Genomic DNA, 14,269 nt, shown 5'->3' on the forward strand with positions numbered 1-14,269 from the left:
CGAGCGCTTGACCTTGACGCGACGTCAACTTCTACCGTGGCTCAGGTCCACATCTCAGGAGGTGCCCATGGAGGCGTCGATCCAGGAGGTCGCCCGGCTCACGGGGACCACCAGCCGCACCCTGCGGCACTACGACCGCATCGGCCTGCTGCCGCCCAGCCGCGTCGCCGACAACGGCTACCGCTGGTACGACGACGACGCGCTCGTGCGGCTGCAGCGCATCCTGCTGCTGCGCGGGCTCGGCCTGGGCCTGCAGGAGATCGGCCGCGTGCTCACCCACGAGCGCGATGAGCTCGTCGCCCTGGAGCACCACCTGGACTGGCTGCGCAGCGAGCAGCGTCGACTGGCCCGCGTCGCGGCGTCGGTCGAGCGGACGATCCACGCACGGCAGGAAGGAGCGCCCGTCATGGCGCACGAGATGTTCGACGGCTTCGACCACACGCAGCACCGCGAGGAGGTCGAGCGCCGCTGGGGCGCGCAGGCCTACGCGGACTCCGACGCGTGGTGGCGCGGCATGTCCGCCGACGAGCGGGCCGCGTGGCAGGAGCGCACGGCCCGGCTCGCGGCGGACTGGGCCGCGGCGGCGCACGCGGGCACGGACCCGACGTCCGAGGCCGCGCAGCGGCTGGCGGAGCGTCACGTCGCATGGCTCACCGCGATCCCCGGGACGCCGGGACACGGCACCGGCGCTCCCGTGGAGTACGTGCTCGGGCTCGCGGACCTGTACGTCGCGGACCCGCGCTTCACGGCCACGTACGGCGGCGCGGACGGCGCGACCTTCGTGCGCGACGCGCTGCGCGCCTGGGCCGCCCGCTGACCTGACCGCTGCCCGTTCCCGCCGCCCCCGCTCCACCGAGCCGGTGGACGCCGACCTGGTAGTTGTCCGCCGAGCCGGCGGACAACTACCAGGTCGGCGGGTGGGGGTGGGGGTCGGGTCGGGGGGCGGGGTGGGGCGGGGTGTGCAGGGTCGCCTGCCACTGTGCGTGCAGGTCCGCGAAGCGGCCGCCCGCCTCGACCAGCGCGGCGGGGCTGCCGTCCTCCACCACGCGGCCGCCGTCGACCACGAGCACCCGGTCGGCGCTCATCACGGTCGAGAGCCGGTGCGCGATCACGACCGCGGTCCGGCCCGCGAGGAGCGTGCGCAACCCGCGCTGCACCTGCGCCTCCCCCGGCACGTCCAGCGAGCTCGTCGCCTCGTCCAGGATGAGCACGGCGGGGTCCGCCAGCAGCGCACGCGCGAACGAGACCAGCTGGCGCTGGCCCGCGGACAGCCGCACGCCGCGCTTGTCCACGTCGGTGTCGTACCCGTCGGGCATCGCGGACACCAGCTCGTGCACGCCCACCGCGCGCGCCGCGGCCTCGATCTGCTCACGCGTGGCGCCCGGGCGACCGAGCGCGATGTTGGCCGCGACGGACCCGGAGAACAGGTACGCCTCCTGCGTCACCATCACCACCGCGCGGCGCAGGTCCGGCGGGGCGACCTCGCGCACGTCGACGTCGTCGAGCAGCACCGCGCCGGCGCGCACGTCGTAGAACCGCGCGAGCAGCTTGGCCACCGTCGACTTCCCGGCTCCCGTCTCCCCCACGAGCGCGACGGTCTGCCCCGCGGGCACGTGCAGGTCCAGCGCCGGCAGCACGGTCGGCCCCGTGCCGTACCCGAACTCGACGCCCACGAACCGCACGTCGCCGCGCACGTGCGGCAGCGCGACCGGCCGCGCGGGGTCGGGCAGGGTCGGCTCCTGCGCGAGCAGCGCCGACAGCTTCTCGAGCGCGGCGGTCGCGGACTGGAACGAGTTGTAGAACATGCCGATCTGCGCGAGCGGCTGGAAGAACCGGCGCGCGTAGAGCACGGCCGCGACCAGCACCCCGACCGCGAGACCGCCGTCGAGCACCCGCAGGCCGCCCGCGAGCAGCACCACCGCGACGGTCGCACCGCCGATCAGGTGCAGCCCCGTGTCGAACACGCCGTTGACGCGGATCGCCTGCGCCGTGGTGCGCCGGTAGGCGACCGCCTCGTCGTCGTACGTCGCCGCCGCGCGGTCCTCGCGCCGGAACGCCTGCACCGCACGGATGCCCGTCATGGTCTCGACGAAGCGGACGATCACGCGGGCCGCCGCGGTGCGGTGGCGCCGGTAGTAGCGCTGCGAACGCAGCTGGAACCAGCGCGTGAGGACCACGCCCGGGACCACGGCGACCAGCAGCACCAGCCCGCTGCGCCAGTCGAGCAGCGCGAGCGACACGGCCGTGAACGCCATCGCGAGCCCGCTGCCCGCGAGCGTGGTCACGCCGCCGTCGAGCAGCTCGCGCAGCGCGTCGGTGTCCGAGGTCTGCCGGGAGATCACGCGGCCCGACGTGTACGTCTCGTGGAACTCCAGGTCCAGGCGCTGCGTGTGCCGGAACAACCGCCCCCGCAGGTCCAGCAGCACGGTCTGGCTGACGCGCGCCGATGCGCGGACCACCTCGGCCGAGAGCAGACCGCCGACCAGCGCGAGCGCCAGGTAGGCCGCGGCCGCGCGGACCAGCGGACCGGCATCGTCGCGCGCCGCGAGCGCGGGCAGCGCGTGATCGATGCCGTACGCGACCAGGGCGGGCCCCGCGACGGCCGCGAGCTGCGCGAGCACGACGAGCGCGACCGTCCACCACGCGCGCCGCGCCACGGGCCGCAGCAGCGTGCCGAGCAGGCGCAGCGACCGACGCCGCACCGCGGCCGCCGACTCGGACGGTGCCCCGGGTGCCGGGGGGTCCGCCGCAGGCGTGCCCAGGGGCGCGGGCGAGGACCGGGCCCCGCTCACGGCGTCACCTCGGCCGACTCGTCGCACGCCCGCACCTCGAGGAGGTCCTGCTCAGCGACGTCGACGGTCCCGTCGACGTCGGTCTCCCCGCGTGGGCGGTCACGCTCCGCCGTGAGCACGTAGCGGTAGTGCGCATGCGTCGCGAGCAGGTGCTCGTGCGTGCCGACGCCCGTGATGCGGCCGTCCTCGAGCACCGCGACCCGGTCCGCGAGCGCGACCGTGGACGGCCGGTGCGCGACGACGAGCGTGGTGGTGCCCGCGAGCGCGTCCCGCAGACGCGCGGTCACCTGCGCCTCGGTGGCCACGTCCAGCGCGGACAGCGGGTCGTCGAGGAGCAGCACGCGGGGCCGCACGGCGATGGCCCGCGCGAGCGCGACGCGCTGCCGCTGGCCGCCCGACAGGCTCAGGCCCTCCTCGCCGATCACGGTCGCGACGCCGTCCGGCAGGTCGTCGACGAAGTCCGCACGCGCGACGTCCAGCGACTCGCGCAGCAGCGCGTCCGCGGCGTCGTCGGGCAGGTCCGCGGGCACGCCCAGCAGCACGTTCTCGCGCACCGACGCCGAGAACAGGATGGGGTCCTCGAACGCGATCGCGACGGCCTCGCGCAGCTCGCGGCGGCGCACGTCGCGCACGTCGACGCCGTCGACGAGCACCTGGCCCGCGGTCGCGTCGTACAGCCGCGGGACGAGCTGCAGCAGCGTCGTCTTGCCGCTGCCCGTCAGGCCGACCAGCGCGGTGGTCCGCCCGGGCTCGAGCGTCAGGTCCACCCCGGAGAGCACCTCGACGGGCGCCTCGGCCGGCGTACCCGCGTGCCCCCGCCGGACCGGGTGCGCGAACCGCACGCCGCGCAGCTCGACCAGCGAGCCGCCGTCCGGGCGCGCGGGCAGCGGCACCGGGTCCGCGGGGTCGGCGACCGTCGGTGTGGTGTCCATGACCTGCAGGTACCGCTCGGTGGCGGCACGCGCGTCGAGCGTCATCGCCAGGAACTGGCCGAGCCGCTCGACGGGCCCGTTGACGATCGCCGCGGTCGCGAAGTAGGCGACCAGCGCGCCCACGCTGAGCCGCCCCGACGCGGCCAGCGGGACGCCGACGGCGAGCGACACCGCGAGGATCGCCTCGGGGATCGCACCGAGCGCGAGCGTGACCCGCGCCTGCGTGCGCGCCTTGTGCACCTCCGAGTCGCGCAGCAGCGCGGCCTGCGCCTCGAAGTCACCCGCGGCGTCCTGCCCGCGGCCGAACCCCTTGAGCACGCGGATGCCGTGCACCGACTCCTCGACCAGCGTGGCCAGGTCCCCCGCCTGGTCCCGGGCCTTGCGCGCCACGGCCTTGTAGCCCTGCCGGAACCGGAACCCGAGCCACACCATCGGGACGGCCCCGACGAGGTACACGAGCCCGAGCACGGGTGCGGTCGCGATCATCAGGCCGATGCCGACCACCATCGTCGTCGCCGAGACGCACAGCATCACCAGGCCGAACACCATCCACCGGCGCACCGTGGACAGGTCGCTCATCGAACGGGACAGCAGCTGCCCGCCCGACCACCGGTCGTGGAACTCGACGGGCAGGTCCAGCAGCCGCGCGAACAGGTCCCGGCGCATCGCGAGCTCGGCCTCGGTGCCCGGGTCCAGCACGAGCGCACGCCGCGACCACACCAGGAACGACTCCAGCAGGCCGAGCAGCAGCACCAGCCCCGCTGCCTCGACCACGGCCGTGCGCGAGCCGTCGGTCAGCAACGGACCGTTGACCACCGACCTCAGCACCTGCGGCACCGCGAGCGCGAGCAGGCTCGCGCCGAGCGCGGTGAGCCCGCCCAGCACGATGCGCGGCAGCGCCGGCCTCGCCCACCGGACGAGCCGGAGCATCACGCGCGTCGTCGACGGCGTGGCGCGGTTCTCGGGGGGCACCGGGTCACCCTACGGCGGTGGGCCGACACCGCTCGTCGGCGTCGTGGCCCGTCCTGGTCGACGCGCGGCTCAGACGCCCGTGCGCGCGATCGTGGTGTTGTTGGCCTGCGCGCGGGGCCGCACCACCATGAGGTCGACGTTGACGTGCGCGGGGCGGGACAACGTCCACCAGATCGCGTCGGCCACGTCATCGGCGACGAGCGGCTGGTACCCCTCGTAGACCTTCGCCGCGCGCTCGGCGTCGCCGTCGAACCGCACGAGCGAGAACTCCTCGGTGGCGACGTTGCCGGGCGAGATCTCGATCACCCGGATCGGCTCGCCCACGATCTCCCAGCGCAGCGTCGTGGCGAGCATGCGCTCGGCGTGCTTGACGCCCGTGTAGCCCGCGCCGCCCGGGTAGGCGGCGTGCGCGGCGGTCGACGTCACGACGAGCACGTCGCCCTGGCCGCGCTCGCGCAGCAGCGGCAGCAGCCCCTTCGTCACGCGCAGCGTGCCGAGCACGTTGAGCTCGTACATCGAGCGCCAGCGCTCGAGGTCGGCGTCGGCGACGGTGTCGAGGCCGAGCGCGCCGCCCGCGTTGTTCACCACGGCGTCCAGCCCGCCCGTCGCGCGGACGTGGTCGACGAGCGCCGCGACGTCCTCGTCGGACGTGATGTCCGCGACGAACGGCTCGGCGCCCGTCTCGTGCGCGAGCGCGGTCAGCCGGTCCGCGCGGCGCGCGGTCGCGACGACGTCCCAGCCCTCGGCACGCAGCCGACGCACGGTCGCGGCGCCGATCCCGGACGAGGCCCCCGTGACGAGGGCGCGGCGCGGGGTGGTGGTCATGTGGTGCTCCCTGAGGGTTCGAGGACGGCGGTCAGCACGGCGTCCAGGACGGCGAGGCCCTCGCGCGCCTCGTCGGGGCTGATGATGCACGGCGGGACGACGTGCACGCGGTTGTCCTGCACGAACGGCAGCACGTCGCGGGCCAGCAGACCCGCCTTGATGGCGGCCATCGTCGCAGGTGGCAGCGGCGCGCGCGTCACGGGATCGGACACGAGCTCCACCGCCCAGAAGACGCCGGTCCCCCGCACCTCGCCCACGGCCGCGTGCCGCGCGGCCAGGTCCGCGAGGCCCGGGCCGATCACGGTGCGTCCCACGGCCGCGGCGTTCTCCACGACGAGCTCGTCCTCCATGGCCTCGATCGTCGCGACGACCGCGGCCATCGCGAGCGGGTGCCCGGAGTAGGTCAGCCCGCCCGGGAAGACCCGGTCGTCGAACGTGGCAGCGACCGCGTCGCTGATCAGCACGCCGCCGGCCGGCACGTACCCCGAGTTCACACCCTTGGCGAAGGTCACCAGGTCCGGCACCACGCCGTGCTGCTCGAACGCGAACCACGTCCCGGTGCGGCCGAACCCGGCCATGACCTCGTCGAGGATCAGCACGATGCCGTACCGGTCCGCGATCTCGCGGACGCCGGCCAGGTACCCCGGCGGCGGCACCAGCACGCCCGCGGTCCCGGGTACCGACTCGAGCAGGATCGCGGCGACCGAGTCCGGACCCTCCGCGGCGATCACGTGCGCCAGGTGCTGCAGCGCGCGCTCGCTCTCCTGCTCGGGGCTCGTCGACCAGAACTCCGAGCGGTACGCGTACGGCCCGAACACGTGCACGTGGCCCCGTGCGTACTCGTTGGGCACGCGGCGCCAGTCGCCGGTCGCGACGACCGCCGCTCCGGTGTTGCCGTGGTAGCTGCGGTAGTGCGAGACCACCTTGTCGCGGCCCGTGTGCAGGCGCGCCATCCGGATCGCGTTCTCGTTGGCGTCGGCCCCGCCGTTGGTGAAGAACACCTTGCTGAAGCCCGGCGGGGCGTGCCGGACCACCGCCTGCGCCGCGCGCCCGCGCGTGAGGTTGGCGGTCGCGGGCGCGATCGTCGCCAGGACCGCGGCCTGCTCCTGGATCGCGGCGACCACGCGCGGGTGCTGATGGCCGATGTTGACGTTGACCAGCTGGCTGGACAGGTCGAGCCACGTGCGGCCGTCGTGGTCCCACACGTGGCAGCCCGAGCCGCCCGCGAGCGCGAGCGGGGCCAGGTGGGCCTGCGCGGACCACGAGTGGAACACGTGCGCGCGGTCGAGCCGCAGCGCGGTCGCGCCGTCGCCCTCGAGGGCGGCGCTCGGGTCGGTGATCGGCATGGCGGTCTCCTTGGTCGCGCGCTGCCCGCGCGCGTCGGTGGGTGATGGCCGGGTCCGGGCCGGGCGGACTGATCGCCGTGGCCCGGGCCGGCGTGCGAGCACCGCGCCGGCCCGGGCCGCGGGCTCAGGCGCCGCCCTCGGCGAGGGTCACCTCGACGGGCTCCCAGTCGGCGCCCACCACGTCCACGCCCTCGGCGGTGAGCTCGTCGAGCGCCTGCTGGACGTACTCGGTGGTGTACGCCGACTCGGGCGGCGCCTTCGTGATGATCGTCGCGCCGGTCTCGTTGTGCGTGTCGAGCGCGAGCGCGACCGTGCGGTCCCAGACCTCCTGGTCCACCAGGCCGATGCCGCCCGTGGTGCTCGGCCAGATCAGCTTGTTGACCTCGTTGGTCATCCAGAGCTGGTGGCTCGTGCCGAGCGTCGAGCCCGCCGCCGTCACGGCGTCCGCGGCGGCCTGCGCGTTGTCACGCGCGTAGATCCAGCCCTGGATCGACGCCTTGAGGAACTTGACGGTCGTGTCCTGGTACTCCTCGTCGGACTCGAGCCGCTCCGTGTCCGCCCAGATCGCGTCCTGGAGCATGGCCACGCCCTCGTCGTTCCAGTCGATGACGTCGAAGTCGTCGGGCGTGTACAGCTCGCCGGTGTCCGGGTCCACGGTCTCGAGCAGCTGCGCGTACTCGTTGTACGTCATGGCCTGGGCGGCGTCGATGTCCCCGGACAGCAGCCCGAGCATGTCGAACGCCTGCGTGACCAGCTCGAAGTCCGTCACGCCGGCCTTGTTGAGCCCGGCGAACAGCTCCCACTCGTTGCCGTAGCCCCACGAGCCGACCTTCTTGCCCGCGAGGTCCGCGGGCGACGTGATGCCCGCGTCCTTGAAGGACACCTGCAGCGTCGCGGAGCGCTCGAAGATCTGCGCGACGTTGGTGATCTTCGCGCCCTGCTCGATCGAGCCGAGCACCTTGGGCACCCACGCGATCGCGTAGTCGACCTCACCCTGCGCGAGTGCGTCCTGCGGGACGATGTCGCCGCCCGACGGGATGATCTCCACGTCCAGCCCGGCATCGGCGTAGTAGCCCTGGTCGAGCGCGGCGTAGTAGCCCGCGAACTGGGCCTGGGTGAGCCACTGCAGCTGCAGCGTGACCGGGGTCAGCTCGCCGGGCTCCTGGCCGGCACCGCTCGGTGCGGCGCCCGGCTCGGAGTCCGAGCCGGACGAGCAGGCTCCCAGCATCAGCCCGGCAGCCATCGTCGCCGCGAGCGCAGCCCCCCAACGCGTCGTCGTCCTCATGTCACTTCCCTTCGTCGTGCCATCGATGGGTGGTGCAGGTTGCGCGCACGGGGCGCGTCGACCGGCCTGGCATCGTCGGCAGGCGGACGGGTGGGCGGGCGGCGCACGGGCGCGCCCGGGGCACTGTCAGGCATCGGGCCGCGGTCCGTGCCGCCGCGCGACGACGTGTTCGGCCAGCGCGGTGACCGCGTAGAACAGCAGCCCGACGACGATGCCGCCGAGCACGTACGCCCACGCCTGCGCGTAGTTCGAGCCCGCTGCGGCCGTGGTGATGAACGAGCCGATGCCCGAACGCGGACCGCCGAAGTACTCGGCGACGATCGCGGAGATCACCGCGAGCGAGGACGCCATGCGCAGGCCCGTGAACACGAACGGCACCGCGGTGGGCACCGTCACGGTCCGCGCGACCTCACGCGACGACGCGGCGAGCACGCGCATGAGGTCGCGGTGCACGGGCAGCACCTGGCCCAGCCCGCGCAGCGTGCTGACGTACACCGGCACGAACACCGCGAGCGCCGCGACGATCACGCGCGCCTGCTCCGAGGCCGCGCCGTACATGCCGTACAGCACGGGTGCGAGCGCGACGATCGGCACCACCGCGAGCGCCGCCACGACGGGCTCGGCCAGGCGGTCGAACGTGCGCACGGCGGACGCCAGCACCGCGAGCCCGATCCCGAGCACCGCGCCGAGCACCAGGCCCAGCAGCGCGTTGGCGCCGGTGACCTGGGCCGCGCGCACGATCGGCCCGCGGAACTGCTGCGCCTGGTCGAGCACGTCGGCCGGGCCCGGCAGGACGAACGGCGGGATGTCCGCGCCGGTCACGAGCGCGTGCCAGCCGAGCACGAGCGCCGCGAGCAGCACGACCGGCGGCAGCACCTGCCGCGCGAGCGCGCGGGCGGTGCTCACAGGTCCGTCCCGCGGGCGGTCGGCGCCCCGTGCAGGCTGTCCCGCACGGCCGCCACGGCCGCGAAGAACGCAGGGTCGTTGCGCACGGCGTCATCCGTGCGTGCGCCGGGCGGCGCGTCCGCGACGACGCCCGAGCGGTCCAGCCCGACCGGCACGATCTCGCGGATGCGCCCCGGCCGGGGCGACATCACCACGACCCGGTCGGACAGGAACACCGCCTCGGGGATCGAGTGCGTGACGAACACGACCGCCGCGCGCGAGCGGGCGCAGATCCGCAGCAGCTGCGTCTGCAGGTGCTCACGCGTCATCTCGTCGAGCGCGCCGAACGGCTCGTCCATCAGCAGCAGGCTGGGCTCCAGCGCCAGCGCGCGCGCTATCGCGACGCGCTGCTGCATGCCGCCCGAGAGCTGGTCCGGATGGTGCTGCGCGAACGACGAGAGCCCCACCAGGTCGAGCAGCTCGTCGGCCCGTTCGCGCCGCGCTGCACGGCCCGTGCCGGCGAGCTGCAGCGGCAGCTCCACGTTCGCGCGGACGCTCCGCCACGGCAGCAGCCCCGCCTGCTGGAACGCGATCCCGTACTCGCGGTTCTCGCGCGCGGTGCGCGCGCTGTGGCCGAACACCTCGACCGTGCCGCTCGTCGGGGAGTCGAGGTCCGCGACCAGGCGCAGCAGCGTGGACTTGCCGCAGCCCGAGGGGCCGATCAACGACACGAACTCGCCGGGTGCGACCGTCAGGTCGACGTCCTGGAGCGCCGCGACCTGACGCGGTCCGGTGCCGAACACGCGCGTGACGCCCGTGGCCTGCACCGCGCGCGCGAGCGGCGGGCTCGCGGTCGCGGTCTCCAGCGTGGGGGTGGGAGTGGTCATCGCAGGACCTCCGTGCGTCGGTACCGGACGAGGGTGCGGCCGAGCAGCGCGACGACGCCCGCGGCCAGCAGGCCGAGCGCGACCGCACCGAAGATCGGCGCCCAGGGCTTGGCGGGGTCGCTCGCGGCGAAGTTCGCGAACTCGACGATCATGCGGCCGATGCCGCCGGGCAGACCCGTGGCGACCTCGGCGACGACCGTCCCGACGACCGCGTTCGCTGCGGCCAGGCGCAGCGCGGGCAGCACGTGCGGGACGGCCGCGGGCAGGCGCAGCCGCAGCGTCGTGGTCCACCAGCCGGCCGCGCTCGCGCGCAGCAGCTCGACGTGGATGGCCGCGGGCGACTGCAGCCCGCGCAGCATGCCCACCGCCACGGGGAAGAACGCCAGGTAGGACGCGATGACCGCCACCGACATCCACGGCTGCCAGTCGGCCGAGCCGAGCTCGAGCTGCGAGCCCCAGGACCGCACGAGCGGGGCGAGCGCGATGAGCGGGACGGTCTGGGACAGCACGACGAGCGGCAGGACGGCGGCCTCGACGATGCGCACGCGCTGCATCGCGAGCGCCAGCAGCACGCCGACCGTCACGCCCAGCAGCCAGCCGACCACCGCGATGCGCAGGCTCGCCCCCGCGGCCGCCAGCACGGCCTGCCACAGCGGCTCGGCGTCACGCGCTCCTGTCACGGGTTCGAGCAGGCGCTCGACCATCGACCAGGTGTGCGGCATGACCATGTCGTCGGTGCGAGGCAGCAGCCGCGTGTCCCCCAGGCTCCAGCCCTCGCACGGACCGAGCCACTTGTACAGCTCCCACAGCGAGCCGACCGCGAGCAGCGCCAGCAGCGCGGTGCCGACGCGCGCACCCGTCCGCGTCGCCGCCCGCCGGGCACGGGCTCGTCGCGTCGCCCCGGCCGCCGGCGTGACGGCCGGGGCTGCGACGGGAGGCGCCGCGGTCGTCGTGGTCATGCCGACGCCGTCGCGACGACGGGCTCGGCGAGCGCCGGGATGATCCGCTCGCCGTACAGCCGCATGGTCTCCTCCTTGTTGTCGTGCTGGAGGTAGGCGGCGAACTGCGTGCACCCGAGCGCCTCGAGCGCCCGCAGCTTCTCGACGTGCTCGTGCGGCGAGCCCAGCAGGCAGAACCGTTCGACGATCTCGTCGGGTACGAACGTCGTGTGCGAGTTCCCCGCGCGGCCGTGCTCGTTGTAGTCGTACCCCTCGCGGTCCCGGATGTAGTCCGTCAGGGCCTTGGGGATCGCCGAGTCGGTGCCGTACCGCGCGACGATGTCCGCGACGTGGTTGCCCACCATGCCGCCGAACCACCGGCACTGCTCACGCATGTGCGCGCGTTCGGCGGGCGACTGCCCGTCGCCGACGTACGCGGGTGCCGCGACGCAGAACTTCACCGCGTCCGGGTCGCGGCCCACGGCCTCGGCCGAGTCCCGGACGGCCTTGATCATCCACGCGGCGATGTCCGGGTCCGCGAGCTGCAGGATGAACGCGTCACCCACCTCGCCCGTGAGCTTGAGCGCGAGCGGGCCGTACGCGGCCACCCACACCTCGAGCTCCGAGCGCCGCGACCACGGGAACCGGACGGTGCGTTCGTTGTGCTCGACCGAACGCGAGTTCGCGAGCTCACGGATCACGTGGATCGACTCCCGCAGCGTCGCCAGGTTGGACGGCCGGCCGTTGAGCGTGCGGACCGCGGAGTCCCCGCGCCCGATGCCGCACACCGTGCGGTTGCCGTACATCTCGTTGAGCGTCGCGAACAGCGACGCGAGCACGGTCCAGTCGCGCGTGGCCGGGTTGGTCACCATGGGTCCGACGACGACCTTGCGCGTGGCCGCGAGGATCGCGGAGTAGATGACGAACGGCTCCTGCCACAGCAGGTGCGAGTCGAACGTCCACACGTAGTCGAACCCGTGGTTCTCGGCCTGGCGCGCCAGGTCGACCGTGCGGGACGCGGGCGGGTTGGTCTGCAGGACGACGCCGAACTCCATGGTGACTCCTCTCAGACCAGGTACTGGGACAGGCCGCGGCGCACGAACGCGCCGTGGCCGGGCCGGCCGTGGTAGCCCTCGTCGTCCACGACGACGAGCCCGCGGGACAGCACGACGTCGACGTGACCGTCGATCTCGTACCCCTCCCACGCGGAGTGGTCCATGTTCATGTGGTGGGTCTCGCCCACCCCGATGGACGTGTGGCCGTTCGGGTCGTACACGACGACGTCCGCGTCAGCCCCGGGGGCGATCACGCCCTTGCGCCCGTGCAGCCCGAACATGCGGGCGGGCGTCGTCGAGGTGAGCTCGACCCAGCGCTCGAGCGTGAGCTCGCCCGTGACGACGCCCTGGTACATCAGGTCCATGCGGTGCTCGACGGATCCGATGCCGTTGGGGATCGCCCGGAAGTCACCGACCCCGAGCTCCTTCTGGCCCTTCATGCAGAACGGGCAGTGGTCGGTCGAGACCATCTGGATGTCGTTGGTGCGCAGCGCCTGCCACATGTGGTGCTGGTGGCCCTCCTCACGCGAGCGCAACGGCGTGGAGCACACCCACTTGGCGCCCTCGAAGCCGGGTGCGCCCAGCTGGTCCTCGAGCGAGAGGTACAGGTACTGCGGGCACGTCTCGCCGAACACGTTCGCGCCGTTGTCGCGCGCCCATGCCAGCTGCGCGACGGCCTGCTTGGCGCTCACGTGCACCACGTACAGCGGCGCCTTCGTCAGGTCGGCCAGCATGATCGCGCGGTGCGTGGCCTCCTCCTCGAGCTGCCACGCGCGGGCGATCCCGTGGAAGTACGGGTCGGTCCGGCCGGCCTCGACCAGCTGGGCCGCGAGCACGTCGATGGCCGGACCGTTCTCGGCGTGCATCATCGTCAGCAGGCCCAGGTCGGCCGCCTTCTGCATGGCCCGCAGGATCTGCGCGTCGTCGGAGTAGAAGACCCCCGGGTACGCCATGAACAGCTTGTAGCTGGTGATCCCCTCGTCGACGAGCGACTCCATGGCGCGCAGCGAGGCGTCGTCGACGCCGCCGATGATCTGGTGGAACGCGTAGTCGATCGCGCACCGGCCCGCGGCCTTGGCGTGCCACGCCGCGAGCCCGTCCTCGACGCGCTCACCCGCCCGTTGCACCGCGAAGTCGATGATCGTCGTGGTGCCGCCCCACGCCGCCGCGCGGGTCCCGGTCTCGAACGTGTCGCTCGCCGCGGTCCCGCCGAACGGCAGCTCCATGTGGGTGTGCGCGTCGACGCCGCCCGGGATCACGTACCGGCCGGTCGCGTCGATCACGCGGTCCACGGAACCGGCCAGGTCGTGGCCCAGCAGGGTCGAGCCGGGCGCGAGCACCGCGGCGATCGTCTCGCCGTCGACGAGCACGTCCGCGAGCACGCGGCCGGTGGCCGAGACGACGGTGCCGCCGCTGATGAGGGTGGTGGCCATGGGGGTCCTTCCGGTGCGCGCGGGGTCAGGGGGCGACGATCGGGCCGTACGCGTCCGGGCGGCGGTCCCGGAAGAACTGCCACCGCTCGCGCACCACGCGGACCTGGTCCAGGTCGAGGTCCCGGATGACGAGCTCGTTCTCGGTGGAGGACGCGACCTCGCCGACGACGTTCCCGTCGGGGCCCACCGCGTAGGACGAGCCGTAGAACGCGACCGCCTCGTCGCCGTACTCGTTGTCCTCGAGCCCGACGCGGTTGTTCGCGACGACGAAGATCCCGTTGGCCGCGGCGGCGGCGGGCTGCTCGATCTCCCACAGGCGGTTGGACACGCCCGGGGCCGTGGCGTTGGGGTTGAACACGATCTCGGCGCCGTTGAGCGCGAGCACGCGCCAGCCCTCGGGGAAGTGCCGGTCGTAGCAGATGTTGACGCCGATCTTCCCGACCGCGGTGTCGAACACCGGGTACCCCAGGTTGCCGGGCCGGAAGTAGAACTTCTCCCAGAACTTCGGCAGGTGCGGGATGTGGTGCTTGCGGTACGTGCCCAGCACGGTGCCGTCGGAGTCGATCACCACCGCGGTGTTGTAGAGGACGCCCGGCTGGTCCTCCTCGTAGATCGGCAGCACCACGACCATGCCCAGCTCGGCCGCGAGCGCCGCGAACCGCTGCGTCGTCGGTCCGGGGATCGGCTCGGCGTAGCCGTAGTACGCGGTGTCCTGCGTGATGCCGAAGTACGGGCCGTAGAACAGCTCCTGGAAACCGATGACCTGCGCGCCGGCGGCGGCCGCCTCACGCATCCACGCCTCGTGGAGGTCGATCATCGACTCCTTGTCGCCGGTCCAGGTCGCCTGGGTGAATGCGACGCGTACGACGGTCATGGGTCCTCCGTGGGCTGCTCGACGGTCCGGCTCGGGCGGCGGACG

Annotated in this window: 12 protein-coding genes; 1 reads left to right on the forward strand and 11 read right to left on the reverse strand. The window is 73.6% G+C overall.

Annotated features, from left to right (window positions below):
* The first annotated feature begins 67 nt into the window (after positions 1–67).
* Complete coding sequence (locus tag CELGI_RS10765; protein WP_013884153.1) at positions 68–817, forward strand: MerR family transcriptional regulator; 750 nt, start codon at positions 68–70, stop codon at positions 815–817.
* A gap of 85 nt (positions 818–902) precedes the next feature.
* On the opposite strand, the gene CELGI_RS10770 is transcribed toward CELGI_RS10765, so the two are convergent.
* The 11 genes from CELGI_RS10770 to CELGI_RS10820 form a co-directional block, all read right to left on the reverse strand.
* Positions 903–2,762 carry an ABC transporter ATP-binding protein gene (locus CELGI_RS10770; RefSeq protein ID WP_049785629.1) on the reverse strand — a complete coding sequence of 620 codons (1,860 nt, stop codon included), beginning with the start codon at positions 2,760–2,762 and terminating at the stop codon, positions 903–905.
* Between the two features lie 26 nt (positions 2,763–2,788).
* Complete coding sequence (locus CELGI_RS10775) at positions 2,789–4,654, reverse strand: ABC transporter ATP-binding protein (protein WP_049785630.1); 1,866 nt, start codon at positions 4,652–4,654, stop codon at positions 2,789–2,791.
* Between the two features lie 111 nt (positions 4,655–4,765).
* Complete coding sequence (locus tag CELGI_RS10780) at positions 4,766–5,521, reverse strand: SDR family oxidoreductase (RefSeq protein ID WP_013884156.1); 756 nt, start codon at positions 5,519–5,521, stop codon at positions 4,766–4,768.
* Complete coding sequence (locus tag CELGI_RS10785) at positions 5,518–6,867, reverse strand: aspartate aminotransferase family protein (protein ID WP_013884157.1); 1,350 nt, start codon at positions 6,865–6,867, stop codon at positions 5,518–5,520. The genes CELGI_RS10780 and CELGI_RS10785 overlap by 4 nt, the downstream gene beginning before the upstream one ends.
* A gap of 124 nt (positions 6,868–6,991) precedes the next feature.
* Entirely contained in the window at positions 6,992–8,152 is a 1,161-nt protein-coding gene (locus CELGI_RS10790) for an ABC transporter substrate-binding protein (protein ID WP_013884158.1), read from the reverse strand.
* A 126-nt stretch (positions 8,153–8,278) separates the two neighbouring features.
* A complete protein-coding gene (locus CELGI_RS10795) occupies positions 8,279–9,058 on the reverse strand; it encodes an ABC transporter permease (protein ID WP_013884159.1) in 780 nt (259 codons plus the stop codon).
* On the reverse strand, positions 9,055–9,924 hold the full coding sequence (locus tag CELGI_RS10800; protein WP_013884160.1) for an ABC transporter ATP-binding protein: 870 nt from the start codon (positions 9,922–9,924) through the stop codon (positions 9,055–9,057). Before CELGI_RS10800 ends, CELGI_RS10795 begins: the two co-directional genes overlap by 4 nt.
* Positions 9,921–10,883, reverse strand: coding sequence for an ABC transporter permease (locus tag CELGI_RS10805; RefSeq protein WP_013884161.1), 963 nt, complete (start codon positions 10,881–10,883; stop codon positions 9,921–9,923). The genes CELGI_RS10800 and CELGI_RS10805 overlap by 4 nt, the downstream gene beginning before the upstream one ends.
* Positions 10,880–11,917, reverse strand: a complete 1,038-nt coding sequence (locus CELGI_RS10810) for a TIGR03842 family LLM class F420-dependent oxidoreductase (RefSeq protein WP_013884162.1) — start codon at positions 11,915–11,917, stop codon at positions 10,880–10,882. Before CELGI_RS10810 ends, CELGI_RS10805 begins: the two co-directional genes overlap by 4 nt.
* A gap of 11 nt (positions 11,918–11,928) precedes the next feature.
* Positions 11,929–13,350 (reverse strand): dihydropyrimidinase, encoded by a 1,422-nt coding sequence (gene hydA, locus CELGI_RS10815; protein ID WP_013884163.1) that lies wholly within the window; start codon positions 13,348–13,350, stop codon positions 11,929–11,931.
* 25 nt (positions 13,351–13,375) lie between these two features.
* Positions 13,376–14,224 carry a nitrilase-related carbon-nitrogen hydrolase gene (locus tag CELGI_RS10820; RefSeq protein ID WP_013884164.1) on the reverse strand — a complete coding sequence of 283 codons (849 nt, stop codon included), beginning with the start codon at positions 14,222–14,224 and terminating at the stop codon, positions 13,376–13,378.
* Positions 14,225–14,269 lie beyond the last annotated feature (45 nt).

Source organism: Cellulomonas gilvus ATCC 13127 (assembly GCF_000218545.1).
Taxonomy (GTDB): Bacteria; Actinomycetota; Actinomycetes; order Actinomycetales; family Cellulomonadaceae; genus Cellulomonas; species Cellulomonas gilvus.

Bases quoted from the DNA above. Each gene is read 5' to 3' on its own strand.
- CELGI_RS10765 (WP_013884153.1), top strand. From the start codon at position 68: ATGGAGGCGTCGATCCAGGAGGTCGCCCGGCTCACGGGGACCACCAGC.
- CELGI_RS10775 (WP_049785630.1), bottom strand. From the start codon at position 4,654: ATGCTCCGGCTCGTCCGGTGGGCGAGGCCGGCGCTGCCGCGCATCGTG.
- CELGI_RS10780 (WP_013884156.1), bottom strand. From the start codon at position 5,521: ATGACCACCACCCCGCGCCGCGCCCTCGTCACGGGGGCCTCGTCCGGG.
- CELGI_RS10785 (WP_013884157.1), bottom strand. From the start codon at position 6,867: ATGCCGATCACCGACCCGAGCGCCGCCCTCGAGGGCGACGGCGCGACC.
- CELGI_RS10790 (WP_013884158.1), bottom strand. From the start codon at position 8,152: ATGAGGACGACGACGCGTTGGGGGGCTGCGCTCGCGGCGACGATGGCT.
- CELGI_RS10800 (WP_013884160.1), bottom strand. From the start codon at position 9,924: ATGACCACTCCCACCCCCACGCTGGAGACCGCGACCGCGAGCCCGCCG.
- CELGI_RS10805 (WP_013884161.1), bottom strand. From the start codon at position 10,883: ATGACCACGACGACCGCGGCGCCTCCCGTCGCAGCCCCGGCCGTCACG.
- CELGI_RS10810 (WP_013884162.1), bottom strand. From the start codon at position 11,917: ATGGAGTTCGGCGTCGTCCTGCAGACCAACCCGCCCGCGTCCCGCACG.
- hydA (WP_013884163.1), bottom strand. From the start codon at position 13,350: ATGGCCACCACCCTCATCAGCGGCGGCACCGTCGTCTCGGCCACCGGC.
- CELGI_RS10820 (WP_013884164.1), bottom strand. From the start codon at position 14,224: ATGACCGTCGTACGCGTCGCATTCACCCAGGCGACCTGGACCGGCGAC.